This window comes from Thiothrix unzii (genome assembly GCF_017901175.1).
Classification (GTDB): Bacteria; Pseudomonadota; Gammaproteobacteria; order Thiotrichales; family Thiotrichaceae; genus Thiothrix; species Thiothrix unzii.
Genome location: NZ_CP072793.1, coordinates 891325 through 908238, shown reverse-complemented (window position 1 = coordinate 908238; position 16914 = coordinate 891325). Strand labels below are relative to the sequence as shown.

Genomic DNA, 16914 nt, shown 5'->3' with positions numbered 1-16914 from the left:
TTATACCTCCCATGAAAGTTGTAGTGTCCGAATGGATTTAACCGCATGGGACAAAAGTTAGCGCGTGTCGTACCGACTGTCATACTGTTGGCAGTGGTGCTGTTCGGCTATACCGCTGTTTCAGACCGCGCGTTTGATTCATGGAAAGTTGAGTTTAAAACCTTGGCAGTCGGGCAAGGCATCCGTGCGGATGTGGTTGACATCGCCTTTCGCGGTTTATTACCTGACCGTAAAGTATTAGAACTGGATGCTAAACAACCCGAATTCACCAAAACCGTCTGGGAATATTTAGCCTCTGCCACTGCCCCAACCCGCATTGCAACCGGGCAAGCACGTTTACGCGCTTACGCTCCCTTGCTTAATCAATTACATGCGCAATACGGTGTGCAACCCGAATACCTGCTTGCCGTGTGGGGCTTGGAAAGTGACTTCGGGCGTTATACCGGTCGCCATAACACCATTCGTTCTTTAGCTACCCTCACCTATGCAGGCACTCCCGAACGCCGTACATTTTGGCAAAAGCAATTACTGGCTGCGCTACGCATCGTGCAAAACGGCGATATGTCCTTGAGCAGTATGCGCGGCTCATGGGCAGGCGCGTTGGGGCATACCCAATTCATCCCCACTACTTTTGAAGCCTTTGCAGTCGATTTCGACGGTGATGGTAAACGCGATTTGGTCAATAGCATTCCCGATGCACTCGCCTCTACCGCCAATTACCTCGCGCAATCGGGTTGGCAACGCGATAAACCGTGGGGAACCGAAGTGCGTTTACCCAGCGATTTCGACTGGAGCAAATCCGACCCGAATTTTTGGCAACCCAGCAGCATTTGGGCAAATGAAAACGCGGTAACACTCGCCAATGGAGCAGCGTTAACCACGGATGACAATGCATTTGTGTTTTTGCCCGCTGGGCATCGCGGCCCCACGTTTCTGGCGTTCCACAATTTCAGCGTGATTTTGAAATACAACAATGCGCAAAACTACGCCTTAGCGGTGGGACACTTAGGTGATTTAATCCAAGGAAAACCACCGTTACTCGGCAAATGGCCTGAACACGAACAACCGCTCAGTCACACGCAAAAGGCTGAATTACAAGAGTTGTTAAGCGCACTCGGCTACAGCACCGATGGCGTGGACGGAAAAATCGGCCCGAATACCCGCGCCGCATTGCGCCGTTGGCAGTTAGATTCAGGGTTCCCTGCGGATGGCTATGCCACGCTGGAACAGCTCGATATGCTACGTGCGCTTATTTCATCCGATTAAACGCACCGCCAACATGTGTTCACACGGCCCCTGATTCAGCTTGTTCTGAATGTAGAAGTGGCAAGAACACTTCGCCTCCACCAGCCGCATATCCGCATCCAGCGTAATCTCCGGCTGGTAAGTATGCGCATTGTCGATGACTTCACCGCGCACTAACTGCCTACCATTCTGCTGCGCTTCCCGCGCCACTACAGTCACCAAACCCGCCTTACGGAAATTATCTGCCTTGGCTTCGCGCTCATTGCTGAAACGCAGCTTGTCCATCGGCAACGGGTCTTTGCTGAGTTCACGGATGCGGTACACATCCTTGTCCATGTCATACAACACTCGCCCGTATTGCGAATAAATCCCCAGCGCGGATTTAACCGTCAGCTCATCCAACCCCAGCCGCAACGCCAACGAAGTGGCACTTTCCTGCCAAGTGGTTTGCAATGCCGCAAACACGCGCTCGGCGGTGACGCTATCGACTTCACCCCGTGGAGCCATCAGGTCGAAATTACCCATCCGCGAAAAATCATTAGCACTCCAACCGGACAAGCCCAAGGTAAACGTCATGTGTTCCATTTCAGCCCCCCAGAAACTCGGCAAGCCTGAACCCAACAGGCTCACGCGGAAATGCTTCACGATAGGCAACAAACGTTCCAGTATGAACAAACGCCGCCGTCCCCAAATCCGCACTTCCTGCGCTGCATTGCCGGTGTAAACACTGCGCGGACACGTCAAGGTTTCGCCCCACGGATCAAACTTCACCTGAATCGGCTGATCCGGTGTCAGGCAAAACCGCAATGAACGGGGGCCTGTCTTTTCCTTGTGCCGCTTTAAAAACAGCAAGATATTGTACATATCCATCGGGTGCAGATTGAATGTCGTAAACGGTAAACTCATCGCCGAACTGACTTGCAGGAAACCGCGTACCCAACTGTCGGGCAGGTCGATTTTCTCTTCCTTGAAGTCATCGCTCAGGTCAGTTTTCACCTCAAAGCCCGACGGATCAATCACAAACTCGGTGCGTTTGTAATCGCGGATTTTCTGAAATTCCTGATACAGCTCGTGCGAATAGTCGATATTGGTTGTGCCGTAAGCGTGTTCGCGCACATTATCAAACACTTCGTAGCGGCAGCTCAGTTTGCCGTAGCTGGATTCGTCCTGCGAAAAGCATTCAAAGAAAATACTGTCGGGGTGAACCGTGATCACCGGATCAAGCACATACCACGCATCAATATCGTTCTTGTACAAATACTGGAAATACTTGGAACGTGCCGTATAAAACGGCGACAAAACAGCACTTTCAGCGTGTTGCACTTCGCGCATTTGCTGGCGTAATTCATCCAGTTGCGCTTTGATTTGCCCCTGTTTTGCCATTGCTTCCGCTAAAAACACTTCCTCTTGCGCCTTCAACCACGCCTTGTAATCGGATTTGTCTTTGGGCTGGAAGCTCATATCCGACACCACCACCTGATGCAGCGCGGACATGGCTTCGCGGAAGGGAATGTGTTGCCCCAAATCCGCTGCAAAAAACGTTGGGTTACGCAACGCATCCGGCACGAAGGACATGCTGGTTTCACGGCTATTGTTCGAGACTTGCGAGTTGCCTTGGTATTTGCGGGAAAATTCCATCAGAAAGCCCTCACTGCGGGTGCGATGACGTGAACCGGTGTTTGCTGGATGCCGTAGCGGTTTTGCAATTCAAACAAGGTCTTGATGTAACGCGCTTTATCGGCAATCACGCGGCTCAACGATTGCTCGCTAAACAGGGAGGCAACCATGCGGGCGACTTGCTCATCCTTGCCGGATTCAGTGAACAGGAAGGCAATCACTCGATCTTTCACCAAACGCCCACGATTCACCTGCGACAGCACGGTATTGAAATAGCCTTGCAATTTGAGGATGGTGTCGGGCTTGCCACTGGCGTATTGCTGCAAGAAATTCGACACGAACAATTGCACGTTATTGGCAGGGTGCTGGCTGAGTTGCAGCAAATAGTGTTCGCCTTCGCCCTGTTCAAAACCGCGCAATACCAGTTCGCGCCCAAATTGCTGCACATCGTGGTAAACCTGATCGCAAACCGCTACCACGCGCTCGCTTGTCCAAAAGTCAGCCTCAAACGTAGCAAATAGGGCAATCGCTTGGGCGCGGGTATCGTCCCAACGATTATCCAAAATCCGCACGGCTTCGGCGAATTGCTCCGTTACCCGTTCTGGATCGGCTTGCAACGCTGCCATTGCCCACGCCCGCACTTGCAAGGTGGGGATTTTAGTCAGCATCGCCAACTGCTTGATTGAAAACGCGCCAGCAGGGTGAGCAGGCAGGATCAGTGCGCCCGCTCGTTCCGCTAATTTGCTTTTCGCCGTCAGCAAGCGCCACAGCAAATTCTGGTCAATCTCGGCATGAATCGGCGCAACGGCTTGCACAAGCGCGAGCATGTCATCGCTGTAACCTTCCACTGGTTCGGCTTTGAACAGCACGGGTAGAATGTGCGCAAAAATGTCTTTCTGGAAAGCCGCATCGTTGACCGACAACACCGCCAGCCGCGCACCACGGCGCAATTCAGCATTTTCATCGGTCAGCGCATTGAACAGCAGCACGCGGTATTCGCGTTTTTCGGCATCGCTCAATTTGCCAATCAGCGCAATGCCCAAGGCTTGCAGCGCAGGTTCGGGGCGAGCCAATAATAGCGGCAATAGCGTGTGGTTGTTGGGCATCGCGTACACGTAATTCTTGGCGAACAACTGCACATCATCGTGTGGCGAAAGCAGCAAATCCAACAACAAATCGGGGTTTTCCGCAAAATGCGCCGGGGTCAGATTCGCCAAACCGTGATGGCGGATGGCGGCAAACTTCGCGTTCAATAGCGCGAATACCACGTCGGTTTGTTGCAATCTGTCGCGCAAATGTTCCAGTGCCAGCAGCGCGGTATTTTCGTAAGGGCGCACCACCAATTCTAGCCACGTTGCTTGCGTTTGTTCCTGCAAGAACGCGGTTTGCGGTTGCAGGCGGCGGTAGGCAAAATCGTTCACCATCGCTGCTTTGCAATGGCGCAAAACGTAGAGTAAATCTTGCCCTGCATATGCCCACAAGGTAGCAAACGCTTCTGGCTGATTGGCTTCGTTCTGGCGATTTTCTTGCAAAAACCATGTGCCCTTATAGTCTTGTTCGTACAAGTGGCTGTGATGGTGCAGGATGAAATTCATTGCCACCAAGTCGGGGAAATGAATCAGTTGTTTCTTCGGGGTGCGTTGTGCAACGGGTGAGGCATCGTCCGCCAACACCAGAACTTCCCGCGCCAGTTGCAAATAATCGTTGGGTGAAAACTTACCTAAGTTGCGTAAATGGCGCACGGTACGGCGGCGCAAATAGCGTTTGCTTTGCTGGGTGAAGCTGGGGTTTTCTTCGCGCCAGCTTTGCCGTCTGCCATCGTCTGGCGTGGTTTCCAACCGATGATTCAACACGGCTAAGGCTTCGTGATCATCCAAAAACTCTGCCATTTTGTAGAGCTTGCGGAACGATGCGGTAAACGATTGGTTGACCGGCGCATGTTGGATGGCGGTGAATGCGACCGCCCGTTTTTCCGGTTGGATGCTGGCAAGCGCGTACAAACTTACCACTTGCTGGCTGTAATGTTCCAGCAATTGTTCTTTGGGTTGGAGAGCTTCCTGACGTAAATCAGCAAAGCGATCCATGAACAGGCGGCGCACATGGTATGCCAGCGAGGTGTCGTATTTGCTGCGGATGGCGGGGCTAACCTCGTGTTGGTAGCCATAGAACCAGCGGTCTGCATTGATCGTGGGGACGATGCGGTTGACCACATCGTGATACGCATCATGGGTTTGCAGGATGGCATAGCATTGCTGCAAACGTTCTGCGGATACCTCTTGCTGGCGTTTGCTGTGCAGCTCGTAGTAGTTGATCACCCGTTGCCACAAGCTATTGAGATTTTTTACTTTGCCGGTGGCTTTCAAGGCATTTTGCAGATTGCGTTTGGAGTCGCCCCATAGGTATTGCACATTGCCTTCGTTGGCGCGGGCAATATTCCACGTATCGTTTGCTAACACGGTTTCCAGATTCATGCCTGCCAACAGTTGAATATACAGGTCGAAATCGGCTTGGTACTCGTGCTTTTTCTGATCTAGCAACGCGTTATAGTGGTAACGCAATACGTCCATAATCGCGGGTTCGAGTTCCGGCACGGCGGCTTTGTTCGCCTGAATCGTGGCGTAACTGGCGGCATCGACACGCAATTGCATGAAATCCTGATCCGCATCTGCCAATACGGTTTGACTTAATGCTTGTTCGACAGCGGCGGTCAGCCCGTGCCAATGCAGCACTTGCTGGATGTACGCCCGATCTTCCTTGTTCACACGGTCAAAAGACATCGCAGCGTAATGGTCGAAGGTTTGGATGGCTTTAATCGCTTGTACCGCATCCAACGTTTGGTCGAGTTGCGGCAAACAGCTTTCTGGAGGCTGCCCGACTTGTAAACACGCAAATTGGTACAAGTGTGCGGGGATTTTGTCTTGTAGCTGTTGCAATACGATAAACGCAGCACTGTCCTTGGTACGTCCCGCTGCCCATGCAATGCTGTAATACGTCATCGCATCGTCTTTGGCTTTTGCGGGCAAATTAGCGAGTAAGGTTTGCAGGGCAGGGGCGAGTTCAGGAATACGCAATTCGCCCGCTTTCCACACGCTGCGGCTCAGGCTGTAGCCGTCAATCAAGCCTGTGCTGTCGGTATGTTTGTCACCTTCGGCGAATTTTTGTAGGCGTTCGAGGATTTGCTGGTCGCGGCTTTGGGCTTTTTTGCCTTTGCGTGGTGCGGCGGCGGGTTGTGCCGCCGCACTTGCGCCAATGGTTTCCCCCGTCACGGGGTTGTAGCCCATCAGCACTTGGTAGCCTTTGTTCATCTTGCTGACCAGCAGGCTATCGGCAACTTTTTTGGCTTTGGCAGAATCCACGGGCGCGGCGGTTTTGCTGCCTTCGGTCAACGGTTTGCCGGAACGTCCGTAGCGGAAATTCACCAGATAGCTGTCATCGGCGGCTTCCACAATGTCAACTTCGTACACTTTGTCGGACGTGCCATCCTGAAAGCGTAGGGTAGTACGGCGAATCAGTTTCATGATTTACCTCTCAGCAGTGACATCAGTGTGGATACCAAGCCTTGCGGCTGGCTAGGTGTGGCGGGGGTAACAGGCGCAATGACACCTGCGGGCAGTGAGATTCCCAACGCTTGTTGGACTTCGATAATCACGTCGCGGTGTTGAATTGTGTCATCCAGCGTCGGGGCTGGCTTGACGGGCGCAACCTGCATGGAGTCCAGAGGCAACTTGCCTTGCGCAGCACGTTCGCGAAATAGCGTGTTGCTGAACTTCATCACCACATTGGGCTTGCCGTGTTTTTGTTGAATGGCGGCAATCTGTTCCAGAAACTGGCTACCTTTTGCGGGGTTCACCATGCGCACGTAATGGGCGTAACTTTTGATGCTGGCCAGAATGTTGTAACCATTGCCCCAGCTTTTATCGCCGTAGCCGTCTTTGTCGATCTGGAATAGCAGGGCGCGGAATTGCTTGAGCTTTTTGTTATCGACCGACAGGTGTTGGTTGACCACAATGCCTGTCACTTCCTGCTTGCTGCCCTGTTTCATGATGCGGGTTTTGTCGGGGTGGACGTTGAAACCTTCCGCTGTCACCGTGGCTTTTGCGCCGTACAACAGGGCGGGAATGGCGGCGGTATCCGTACCGGAAAACGTCAAATCGTCAGCGTAACGGGTGTAGGCAAAGCCGTGTTTGGTCGCCAAGCCTTGCAAGCGTTTATCCAGCGTTCGGCAAATCACATTGCTCAATGCAGGGCTGGTCGGTGCGCCTTGCGGCAGGCGGCGGCTGGTGCTGTTGAGGTAATAACATTGCCCGTCCATTTCCACCGTTTGCGTTTCGGCTTCGGAACACAGCAGCGCGAGCAGAGACGCGACTTCGTTGTTGTAGCCGAGTTGCGCAAACGTGCCTTTGATACGCGGGTAAGTGACGGTGGGGAAAAAGTCTTTCAGATCCATATTGATCACGACTTTTTGCGCCAAATGCGGCTGAGCATTGCTGACAATGCTGCGCCCTGTGACGAAACCGTGCGCTTGTTCGGTGAGTTCCAGCGGTTGCAGGATGTTGTCCAGCACCCAGTATTGCAGGCGTTTTAAGCGCGGCATCGGTGCGGAAATCAGGCGTGTGCCGCCGGACTTTTTCTGCATCGCAAAATGTTGGTAGTGGCACACCCGCGAGACTTGATTGCTGTAGGTCAGAAAGCGCAATTCGTTGAGGGTAATGCCCATGCCTGTAGCGAGTTCGGCGGCGTTGGAATAAACGGGTAAACCTAGGCGGTTGAGGCGTTCTGCGTCGGACACATCATCGGCGGCAGAGGGTTTGAATCCGGCAGCGTCACCGAGGTAATGGATATGGTTTTGCTGCTTTTCATGCCAAATTTGGGCGCGTTGGTAGCGGTCAACTTCGCGCTTGACCTTGGTATCAATGCGTTGCTGACGCGCCGCTGCCATGCGTTCTTGGTGGATGGCTTTAAGTGCCGCTTTCGGGTCAGTAATTTGCGACGATAAGGCATTGATTTGGCGTTGCAAATCGCCACGGCGTTTGATCAGGGATGCTGCCAGCGTCGGCTGTGCGTCTTCCTTCCAGTAGCCCAAGCGTTGCATCTCGCTGAGGATATATTCATCCTTGGAGGTTTCTTTAATCTTGTCGTAGAGTTGCTGGCGGGTGAGTTGGCTCATGCAAATCCCTGATTTTTCGTTATTTTTAATGAAATAGCCGACACGAAGTCGGCTATTAGGCAGTAAATCACCTTCGTTCATCCAGAAGATCAGCTTGCTACACTCGATGCGGGGACGACTAGTAGTGCGATATTGGTTTCCTAGAAACGCAATGCAATTCGCACTACTAGTCAGTCCCCGCCCTAGTAAAGAGCAAGCTGATGTCGCTTTGACAGGCTTTATGCGCGAACAGCGATCCACTGTTCAACAGGCAAGGGTTCATTTACTGTGGGGATAATTTAGTAAATTCCATTTATTCAGTCAAATTTTAGCGGATAAATGGACATCAACAATGCTAAGTAATCATCGCAACTCAGCACGTATGCGCAAATTTGTTACATTTCGTTACAAAATTTTCTTATCAAATCCAGTATTAGTTATTAACAATAGAATTAATTTATTATATAACGCTGCCGAAGTACTGCATCACAGAAAAGCAGACTATCTCTAGGAGGGTGAAAAGTTCAGCGAACCATCGTTGTTTTCCACTTAAACGAGCTTGTAAGTAAATGATCCCATCCACACTGACTCCAGCGGATGCCCAGCATCTGATGGCACGTGCGTGCCTTGGTGCTGAAGCCCCACTGCTACACTCCTTACAAGGTAAATCTGCCCAAGCAGCTATTCAGGAATTGCTATCGCTTGCCGTTGATACCCCTGCCAATTCGCCCACATTTTCGTCATGGGGCAGTTGGGAATCTATGCTCCATAATGGCGAAATGGGGCAAGCCCGCGACCGTCTCAATCAAGAAAAAATGATGTTAAAGCAATGGTGGATGCAGCATTTATTAACTACCGCCAGCCCCTTGGCTGAACGTATGGTCATGTTCTGGCACAACCATTTCACCACTTCCATCAACAAGGTCAATCAGCCGAACCTGATCTTGCAACAGCATCAGCTCCTCCGCCAACACGCACTTGGCAATTTCAAGACACTGCTGCACGCCATAGCCCATGATCCAGCAATGCTTATCTACCTTGACGGGGGCATGAACTACAAAGAGCAACCGAACGAGAATTTCGCCCGTGAACTGCTGGAATTATTCACTCTAGGCGCAGGTCATTACCGTGAAAGTGACATCAAAGCTATCGCAAAAGCTTTTACTGGCTGGACAGTTGACCGCAATAACAACCGCTTTGTCTTTGAAGCACAACATCATGATGCCAGTGGTGCTACGTTTCTGGGTCAGACGGTCAATGATGGCGATCAAGCACTGGATGTCATTCTCGCCCACCCGCGTACCGCCGAATACATTGCCGAAAAATGCTGGAATGCTTTCATCAATACTGACCAAGCTGACCCGGCAGAAATTAGCCGTTGGGCGACTAACTTTCGCGCCTCTGGTTACGAAATCAAAGCATTATTGGAAAGCGTGTTACTGAGTGATGCATTCTGGGCAACGCAAAACCGGGATAAGTTGAGCAAGTCACCGCTTGACCTGATTGTTGGATTATTCCGCAGCCAATCACTGCTCCAAGTCCCGACTGTTGAATTAGTGAAATGGTCGGAAAAGTTGGGGCAAAACTTATTCGTCCCTCCCAGCCCCAAGGGATGGGCGGGCGGAGCAGCATGGATTACCCCTCAAAGCCTGCTTGACCGTTACAGCCTGTTATCCAAATTGGCGCACTCTCTTCCCCACGCAACTTTGACTGCGTTGCTTGACCCAGCCTACCAACTGAAATAGGTGTTATAGATGAAGCGTCGTGACTTTTTGAAAAGCCTTAGCATTGTACCGTTCTTACACCTGCTACCGTCAACAAATACAACTGCCAGTGAACGCCAACGCATTGTCGTTTTGGTTGAATTGAAGGGTGGGAATGACAGCCTGAATACGCTGATTCCGTATCAGGACGCAGCGTATTACCAATTACGCCCCAAACTTGCCATACCGCAAAAACAGGTGCTGGATTTGGGTGAAGGCATGGGAATGCACCCCGCCATGAAACCACTCTTGCCGCTGTGGCAGAACAAGGAATTGGCATGGATTCAGGGCATTGGTGTGCAGGGGCAAGAACAAGCACGCTCCCACTTCACCTCCATTCATACATGGGAAACCGCTAATGCCAACCAGAACACGGAGCAAGGCTGGGTCAGTCAAGTGTTTCGGGAGCAACGCCAGCAATTACAAGGGATTGCTGTGGGCGATGGGCTGGGGCCACTGGCAGGTTCGGGATTTAATGCCATCAACCTGCATGACCCGGACGAATTTATTGAAACCATTAGCAAATTACGCCCCAGTAATGCAACAGACAACAATCCCCTATTGGCACACATCATGGCAACGCAACAAAAGTTGCTGAGTGCGGGAGTACAAGTTTCCCGACAACTACAAGCTAATCACGATATTAAACAACAATTCCCGACAGGTGAATTTGGTAATGGACTAGCAACGGCTGCACGCATGATTCTGAGTGGCTTTGACATTCCAGTATACAAAGTCGGTCTTGGTAATTTCGACACACACGTCTCCCAAAGCGTACTACACCAACGCTTACTAGCTGAACTCGCCACGGGTCTTGCCAATTTCAGCCGGGTAATGCAGCAACATGGACGTTGGGAAGATGTCGTGGTTGTCACTTATTCCGAATTTGGGCGACGGGCTGCGGAAAATCATAGTATGGGCACTGATCACGGCTCAGCCGCTGCGCACTTGGTCATGGGAGGAGCGGTCAAAGGTGGGCTTTATGGGCAACAGCCCGATTTGCACGCACTCAATGCAGGGGATGAGCAATACCACATTGATTTCAGATCAATTTATGCGACGCTGGCGCGGCGGTGGTGGCAAAAACCAAGCCCGTGGGGTGTGGCAGAAATTCCGTTTATTGCCTGAAACAATTTTCGGGACAAGTAGAGACGCAAGATTTTGCGTCTCTACGTTCATGGACAGTTATTTAGCGAAAGCCTGTTTCGCCGCTTTAACAGCAACACCACTATTAATCTGCGCATTCATCCCCGACAGCACCGCATCCAACGCGCCCAAACAATTCAGCACGTTTTTCTCATTGCTGGCAAAGCCCATCAAGCCGATGCGCCAGATTTTGCCTGCCAATGCACCCAAACCTGCGCCGATTTCCAGACTGTAATCGTTGAGTAACGCGCTACGCACTGCCGCTTCATCCACGCCTTCAGGCAGCGTGACGGAGTTCAGTTGTGGCAAGCGGTAAGCCTCATCCACCACAAAACGCAAGCCCATTGCTTCGATACCCGCTTTCAGGGCTTGATGGTTACGCGCATGACGCGCCCATGAATTTTCCAAGCCTTCTTCTTGCAACATCACCAGTGATTCGTGCAATGCGTACAGCGTGTTGACCGCAGCGGTGTGGTGGTAAGCACGTTTGCCCGCACCACCCCAGTAAGCCATGACCAAGTTCATATCCATGAACCAGCTTTGCACCGGGGTTTTGCGGTTTTTAATGCGTTCAATCGCACGTTCACCGAAACTTACTGGGGAAATGCCGGGGACGCACGACAAGCATTTTTGCGTGCCGGAATAAATCGCGTCGATTTCCCACTCATCCACTTTCAGCGGCGTACCTGCCAATGAAGTGACCGCATCCACGATGGTCAAACAGCTGTAATCGTGCGCCAGTTTTACCAGTGTTTGTGCGTCAGATTGCGCACCTGTGGAGGTTTCGGCGTGAACGAATGCGACCACTTTGGCATCAGGATTGGCTTTGAGCGCAGCTTCGACTTTGTTGGGGTCAACCGGCTTGCCCCAGTCATCCATCACCATGATCGCGGTTGCACCGCAACGCTCAACGTTTTCCTTCATGCGCCCGCCGAACACACCGTTTTGGCAAACGATTACTTTGTCACCCGGCTCGACCAGATTGACGAAACAGGTTTCCATGCCCGCAGAACCGGGGGCAGAAACCGCCATGGTTAATTCGTTTTTGGTTTGGAAAGCGTATTGCAGCATCGCTTTCACTTCGTCCATCATGCCGACAAATACGGGGTCAAGATGCCCCAAAGTGGGGCGTGCCATCGCGCTCAATACACGCGGGCTAACGTCGGAAGGGCCAGGCCCCATGAGGGTACGAACGGGTGGGTGGAAGGATTTGACTGTCATGCGGTTCAATTCTCTATCGCGTTAACTAAAGACCCGCATCATACTATGGAAAAATAACAGGGCAAATGTGGGGTAATCACAAAGCTAAACAATGCCGCAGGCAACGGGGCAATAACGCTTACCCCGCGCCGACACTGCATCAATGGTAGCGGGAAACAAAAGCAGGATCCATGCTCGAACGTACCCCACGCCGCCGCAATAAACGCTCCAATTGTTTACCTAAATCACCCAATTCTTGTCCGTAAATAATTAACCCATCCAGCAATACCTGCGGCTTACGGGATTGCCCCCCTAAGTCACGTGCTAACATCCGCTTTTTCATGCAGTTTTCCCCTCTGCCTGATCACAATGATGAACCCTCGGATTAAATATAGTGCAAACTGGGGCTTTTTGTATTGTGTTTGTCCCCAATTTGGTGATAATCCTGTTGTTTTAGTTTATTACCATGCACTGATACAGATGGCAACAGCAGAATTTTTTCGCGCAGATCCCCCCACGCCGCACGTCGATGAGTTAAATGCGTTGGAGGTCAGGGAGTTACAGCTTAATGCTGCGAAAATTGCCAACCTGCCCCCTCACTTCAGAGATAGCTGCAAATCGGGGGAATTAGCCCCGGAAATGACAGTAATTCCACCCGGACGCTTTGAAATGGGTTCGGAACCTGCTGAATACGGGCATCGCCGCGAAGAATACCCGCGTCACCTCACCACCATTCACCGCGCGTTTGCGATTGGCACTTACCCCATCACTGCCGCTGAATTCGAGCAATTCCGGCAAGCAACCGAATGGTTTTTACGCCCAGAACTGATCTGGCATAGCGGGCGATTACCCGTCATTAATATCCGCATGGAAGACATCAAACTGTATCTGGAATGGCTCAGTGCTGAAACCGGGCAGCGTTACCGCTTGCCGACCGAAGCAGAATGGGAATACGCAGCACGCGCTGGCACTATCACGCCGTTTTACCACGGTGATGATGTGAGCTGTAAGGAAGTGCATTTCAACCCGCTATTTCCGTACAAGGAAAGCCAGGAAAAACGTCGCTGGTATATGCCACGCTGTTTCCCGTCCCCCAAGGCCAGTGAAACCGGGATTCGCACCGCGAATGCGTGGGGCTTACACGATATGCACGGTAATGTCTGGGAATTCACCAGCAATCACTGGACAACTTCCCACCTGTATGCGAACCGCGATGGCAGCCCGTCGACTTCCGCTAACCCGCACTGGTATGTCACCAAGGGCGGTTCGTGGTTTGATCCGGCGGTATTAGCCCGCAGTGCGGCACGCAAAAAACGTTACCTTGATGAACTCGATACTAATTTGGGCTTTCGGGTAGTGCGCGAATTATAAACCGCGTAACTCCGTCAGCGGCCAACGCGGACGCGCCTGAAACACTGCTGGTTCACTTGCTCCTGCTTGTAAGCGCAACGCCCCCGCGTAAGCAATCATCGCGCCGTTATCGGTGCAAAACGCCAAGCGCGGGAAATACACTTGCGCATTCAAGGTAGCCAGCTTCGCCCGCAACCGCTGATTCGCCCCCACACCACCAGCCACCACCAAACGCTTGCGCCCCGCTTGTTCTAAAGCACGGCGACATTTGATAAACAAGGTATCAACAACCGCCTCTTCAAACGCCAGCGCAATATCGGCTTTATCCTGCAAGGTTTGGGTAGAATTTTGCCAAGTCGTCAGTGAAAACGTTTTTAACCCGCTGAAACTGAAATCACAACCCGGACGATCCACCATCGGACGCGGGAATTTGTACTGCCCCGGTCTGCCCTGCTCTGCCAGCTTTGCCAGTAACGGGCCACCCGGATAATCCAAACCCATCAATTTAGCGGTTTTGTCGAAGGCTTCCCCAGCGGCATCGTCAACGCTTTCCCCCAAAATGTGGTACTCACCAATGCGCGGCACATCCACCAGCATGGTGTGTCCACCCGACACCAGCAACGCCACAAACGGTAATTCCGGGGGATTTTCCTCTAACATCGGCGCGAGTAAATGGCCTTCCATGTGATGCACGCCCACTGCCGGAACCCCTAAGCCCCACGCCAACGAACGTGCAATGGATGCCCCCGTCAGCAACGCCCCAATCAAGCCGGGGCCAGCGGTGTAAGCCACCCCTTGAATATCGCCCATGTTCATTTGCGCATCCGCCAAGGTTTCACGCACCAGCGGTAATACCCTGCGCACATGGTCACGCGAAGCCAGCTCCGGCACGACCCCGCCGTATTCCGCGTGCATCGCAATTTGGCTAAACAAACGGTGCGCCAACAAGCCGTGATCGGTATCGTAAATCGCGACACCAGTTTCGTCGCAAGAGGTCTCTATTCCAAGAACGCGCATAGGGGCTTTCATCATTGTTACAAAGGAAAGCCCGCAGTATAACTCAGGCAACCGCAGACAGCAGCGGTTCCAGCGCGTCCATAGGCATCAAACTAGCGACTTGCGTGGGTTCTAAATCCTGATTGCCGCTGGCGGTGTAATTACCGGTGAGCTTGAAGTCCATCGCTTTATTGCCTGTCACCGTATTGCGCCAACTTAAACGATTGGTTTTATTGGTTCCAATCATAATCCACGGTTGACGGATACCCGCCGGATCGCTGCCAATCACGGTATTGCCGCTGATGGTGCAATATTCCGCCACGCCCAACGTAATCCCGTGGTAATGGTCGGTTTGCACCAAGTTATCACGGATTAACGCCCGCCGAATCACCCCATCAAAACACCCGATACCCTGCATTTCACGCAATCCACCCGGTGCAGTTGAGCGGTTAAAGATGCGGTTACGCTGGATAATGACCCCGTTTAAAATGCCTTCTTGCGGATTGGCGGCGGAGGCACTCCACAACTGAATCGCATCATTGTGGTTATTCGGATTTCCCATGAACGAGTGCATGATCACATTATCCGCAGCCGTGGTGTAATCCGCTAACATCCGAATGCCATCCACGCAAAAACCGTCAATGGTGTTAGACATTGCATCACAACTCCAGCCGCGTAAGGTAATGCCGGTGCGTACATTGTGAATGGTGTTATTGCTGATTTTGCAATCATCGCCTGCAACAAACACCCCGTCCCGCGCTTTCAGCCATTGTGCGGCTTGCCAACCGGTGCGGCTGGCAGCGGTGTGGATGTAACACCATTGCACCACATTACCCTGCCCGCCCAATACTGATACCAGCGGTACATCGGCGGAGGTTTGCCCTTTGCTGCGAATGGTAACTTTGCCTTTGCCATTGAATACCAAATTAGTGCAGGTATTAATGACCAAGCGGTTTAAGGTAATGATTGCGCCGTTTTCCGGTATGACGTTAACGAGTGCGGTGTGATCGCCGACATTATTAATGATTAAATCACCGTGATCACCGGATTTTAACAAGACCATATCCCCTGATTTGACCCTGTTCCAAGCGAATACCGTGCCCGGTATCACAAAATGCGTTGTAGCCATGACTAATTCCCCAATTAAAGCCATTAACAAATTTGATTATAGCCCCGCTGACAAGTTCCCGAAAAGCAGTAATAAAAGCCCCAAGGAATATGCTACAGTCACGCCGTTATCATCATCGGCGAAAACACAATGCGGATATTCGGGGGAATCAGCCTCTTACTGTTGCTACTGCTGCACCCGGCTACGTTGTGGGCAAAAGACCGGCTGATTATTATGGCGGGTCAATCCAATATGATGGGGCGCGGTAAAACCTTCCACTTACCCGCCAACTACAAAAACACCCCCAAGAACATCGCGTTCTTTTACCAAGGCCGCCCCCATAAACTGGCTGAATTCGCGTTTTTTGGCCCGGAAGTCGCGTTTGCGCACGAAGTCGCCCGCGCATTTCCGCAAGACCGCATTATTTTGGTCAAACAAGCCGCGACAGGCAGCTCAATCAAGCAATGGCAGCCGGACGGCGCATTGTACCGGGGGCTATTACGGCAAATCGGTTTCGCGACGGACACCTACCCCGCCACCGTGGATGCGGTATTGTGGATGCAAGGCGAAAGCGACGCACGGAGCCAAGCGCAAGAAGCCAACCAGTACGGTTCACGGCTGGAACACTTGGTGCAACGCTTTCGCATCGACCTTGCCGCGCCGCACAGTTTGTTTCTTGTAGGGCAAATTAACCCGGAACATCCCGCTTTCCTGATGACTAATAACGTCAGGCAGCAACAGCAACGCATCCAGCAACAAGTGCCTAACACGGTGCTGATTTCAACCGACGGTTTAGGAAAAATGGCCGACCGCATCCATTATGACGCGCAAGGGCAACTGCAATTGGGAAAACGTTTTGCACAAGCCTATATTAAACGCGCAAAATCCTAACTGTGCCGTCTTGACACCCTCCACACGCCTTAACACAGGAACTACACCTTAATGAACGCCATTTCTACTACGCAACGCAGCCGTCGTCTTCGCAAAAAACTCAAATTGGAAGAATTCCAAGAGTTCGGCTTTGACATCAAAATCACCTTAACACCCGCATCCGAAGAAACCCTTGATGTCGCAATGGATGCCTGGATTCGCTTTGTGGAAGCCAATGCATGGGGATTTGGCGGCGGCGGCAATCCTAACCAACTAATTGGTTTTGTCACCAAAGCACGCGGTGGCAGCCTCACCGAAGCCGACATCGCGCTCGTCAAAACCTGGGGCAGTGAACAAGCATGGGTTGAAGAAACCGTAGTCGGTGAACTCACCGATGCATGGTACGACTAAGCAATTCGCCACAAAGCAGTGGTTATCGCACATTCGGGGCATGATTTTTCCCCCGAATTCCG

At 52.0% G+C, this 16914-nt stretch carries 13 protein-coding genes; 6 read left to right on the top strand and 7 right to left on the bottom strand.

Features of this window, described 5'->3' with window-relative positions:
* Nucleotides 1-45: 45 nt before the first annotated feature.
* Complete coding sequence (locus J9260_RS04705; protein WP_210219890.1) at nt 46-1266, top strand: lytic murein transglycosylase; 1221 nt, start codon at nt 46-48, stop codon at nt 1264-1266.
* Here J9260_RS04705 and J9260_RS04700 read toward each other — a convergent pair.
* Genes J9260_RS04700 through J9260_RS04690 form a run of 3 tightly spaced genes read right to left on the bottom strand, consistent with a single transcriptional unit; the run spans nt 1255 to nt 8029 of the window.
* Nucleotides 1255-2883 carry an SWIM zinc finger family protein gene (locus J9260_RS04700; RefSeq protein WP_210219889.1) on the bottom strand — a complete coding sequence of 543 codons (1629 nt, stop codon included), beginning with the start codon at nt 2881-2883 and terminating at the stop codon, nt 1255-1257. The two genes, J9260_RS04705 and J9260_RS04700, sit on opposite strands and share 12 nt — an antisense overlap.
* Entirely contained in the window at nt 2883-6380 is a 3498-nt protein-coding gene (locus J9260_RS04695) for a hypothetical protein (RefSeq protein ID WP_210219888.1), read from the bottom strand. The genes J9260_RS04700 and J9260_RS04695 overlap by 1 nt, the downstream gene beginning before the upstream one ends.
* Nucleotides 6377-8029: a reverse transcriptase family protein gene (locus J9260_RS04690; protein ID WP_210219887.1), complete on the bottom strand. Its 1653-nt coding sequence runs from the start codon at nt 8027-8029 to the stop codon at nt 6377-6379. Before J9260_RS04690 ends, J9260_RS04695 begins: the two co-directional genes overlap by 4 nt.
* Nucleotides 8030-8577: 548 nt before the next feature.
* Here J9260_RS04690 and J9260_RS04685 point away from each other — a divergent pair.
* Nucleotides 8578-9753: a DUF1800 domain-containing protein gene (locus J9260_RS04685; RefSeq protein WP_210219886.1), complete on the top strand. Its 1176-nt coding sequence runs from the start codon at nt 8578-8580 to the stop codon at nt 9751-9753.
* A 9-nt stretch (nt 9754-9762) separates the two neighbouring features.
* Entirely contained in the window at nt 9763-10899 is a 1137-nt protein-coding gene (locus J9260_RS04680; RefSeq protein ID WP_210219885.1) for a DUF1501 domain-containing protein, read from the top strand.
* A 57-nt stretch (nt 10900-10956) separates the two neighbouring features.
* On the opposite strand, the gene J9260_RS04675 is transcribed toward J9260_RS04680, so the two are convergent.
* On the bottom strand, nt 10957-12138 hold the full coding sequence (locus tag J9260_RS04675) for a pyridoxal-phosphate-dependent aminotransferase family protein (protein ID WP_210219884.1): 1182 nt from the start codon (nt 12136-12138) through the stop codon (nt 10957-10959).
* 139 nt (nt 12139-12277) lie between these two features.
* Nucleotides 12278-12460: a hypothetical protein gene (locus J9260_RS04670; RefSeq protein ID WP_210219883.1), complete on the bottom strand. Its 183-nt coding sequence runs from the start codon at nt 12458-12460 to the stop codon at nt 12278-12280.
* Nucleotides 12461-12597: 137 nt separating this feature from the next.
* Between J9260_RS04670 and J9260_RS04665 the strand changes: the two genes are divergently transcribed.
* Complete coding sequence (locus J9260_RS04665; protein WP_210219882.1) at nt 12598-13488, top strand: formylglycine-generating enzyme family protein; 891 nt, start codon at nt 12598-12600, stop codon at nt 13486-13488.
* On the opposite strand, the gene tsaD is transcribed toward J9260_RS04665, so the two are convergent.
* Together tsaD and J9260_RS04655 are read right to left on the bottom strand one after the other, a co-directional pair.
* On the bottom strand, nt 13483-14484 hold the full coding sequence (gene tsaD / locus J9260_RS04660) for a tRNA (adenosine(37)-N6)-threonylcarbamoyltransferase complex transferase subunit TsaD (RefSeq protein ID WP_210219881.1): 1002 nt from the start codon (nt 14482-14484) through the stop codon (nt 13483-13485). The genes J9260_RS04665 and tsaD overlap by 6 nt on opposite strands.
* Nucleotides 14485-14527: 43 nt before the next feature.
* Nucleotides 14528-15592, bottom strand: a complete 1065-nt coding sequence (locus J9260_RS04655; RefSeq protein ID WP_210219880.1) for a right-handed parallel beta-helix repeat-containing protein — start codon at nt 15590-15592, stop codon at nt 14528-14530.
* Nucleotides 15593-15721: 129 nt separating this feature from the next.
* Here J9260_RS04655 and J9260_RS04650 point away from each other — a divergent pair, with 129 nt between their 5' ends.
* Both J9260_RS04650 and J9260_RS04645 read left to right on the top strand, forming a co-directional pair.
* Nucleotides 15722-16462: a sialate O-acetylesterase gene (locus J9260_RS04650; protein WP_210219879.1), complete on the top strand. Its 741-nt coding sequence runs from the start codon at nt 15722-15724 to the stop codon at nt 16460-16462.
* 51 nt (nt 16463-16513) lie between these two features.
* A complete protein-coding gene (locus tag J9260_RS04645) occupies nt 16514-16852 on the top strand; it encodes a YggL 50S ribosome-binding family protein (RefSeq protein ID WP_210219878.1) in 339 nt (112 codons plus the stop codon).
* Nucleotides 16853-16914 lie beyond the last annotated feature (62 nt).

What these genes read in the sequence shown, in the direction of transcription:
- tsaD (WP_210219881.1), bottom strand. Translation starts at nt 14,484, where the DNA reads ATGCGCGTTCTTGGAATAGAGACCTCTTGCGACGAAACTGGTGTCGCG.
- J9260_RS04670 (WP_210219883.1), bottom strand. Translation starts at nt 12,460, where the DNA reads ATGAAAAAGCGGATGTTAGCACGTGACTTAGGGGGGCAATCCCGTAAG.
- J9260_RS04690 (WP_210219887.1), bottom strand. Translation starts at nt 8,029, where the DNA reads ATGAGCCAACTCACCCGCCAGCAACTCTACGACAAGATTAAAGAAACC.
- J9260_RS04680 (WP_210219885.1), top strand. Translation starts at nt 9,763, where the DNA reads ATGAAGCGTCGTGACTTTTTGAAAAGCCTTAGCATTGTACCGTTCTTA.
- J9260_RS04695 (WP_210219888.1), bottom strand. Translation starts at nt 6,380, where the DNA reads ATGAAACTGATTCGCCGTACTACCCTACGCTTTCAGGATGGCACGTCC.
- J9260_RS04675 (WP_210219884.1), bottom strand. Translation starts at nt 12,138, where the DNA reads ATGACAGTCAAATCCTTCCACCCACCCGTTCGTACCCTCATGGGGCCT.
- J9260_RS04655 (WP_210219880.1), bottom strand. Translation starts at nt 15,592, where the DNA reads ATGGCTACAACGCATTTTGTGATACCGGGCACGGTATTCGCTTGGAAC.
- J9260_RS04705 (WP_210219890.1), top strand. Translation starts at nt 46, where the DNA reads ATGGGACAAAAGTTAGCGCGTGTCGTACCGACTGTCATACTGTTGGCA.
- J9260_RS04685 (WP_210219886.1), top strand. Translation starts at nt 8,578, where the DNA reads ATGATCCCATCCACACTGACTCCAGCGGATGCCCAGCATCTGATGGCA.
- J9260_RS04665 (WP_210219882.1), top strand. Translation starts at nt 12,598, where the DNA reads ATGGCAACAGCAGAATTTTTTCGCGCAGATCCCCCCACGCCGCACGTC.
- J9260_RS04650 (WP_210219879.1), top strand. Translation starts at nt 15,722, where the DNA reads ATGCGGATATTCGGGGGAATCAGCCTCTTACTGTTGCTACTGCTGCAC.
- J9260_RS04645 (WP_210219878.1), top strand. Translation starts at nt 16,514, where the DNA reads ATGAACGCCATTTCTACTACGCAACGCAGCCGTCGTCTTCGCAAAAAA.
- J9260_RS04700 (WP_210219889.1), bottom strand. Translation starts at nt 2,883, where the DNA reads ATGGAATTTTCCCGCAAATACCAAGGCAACTCGCAAGTCTCGAACAAT.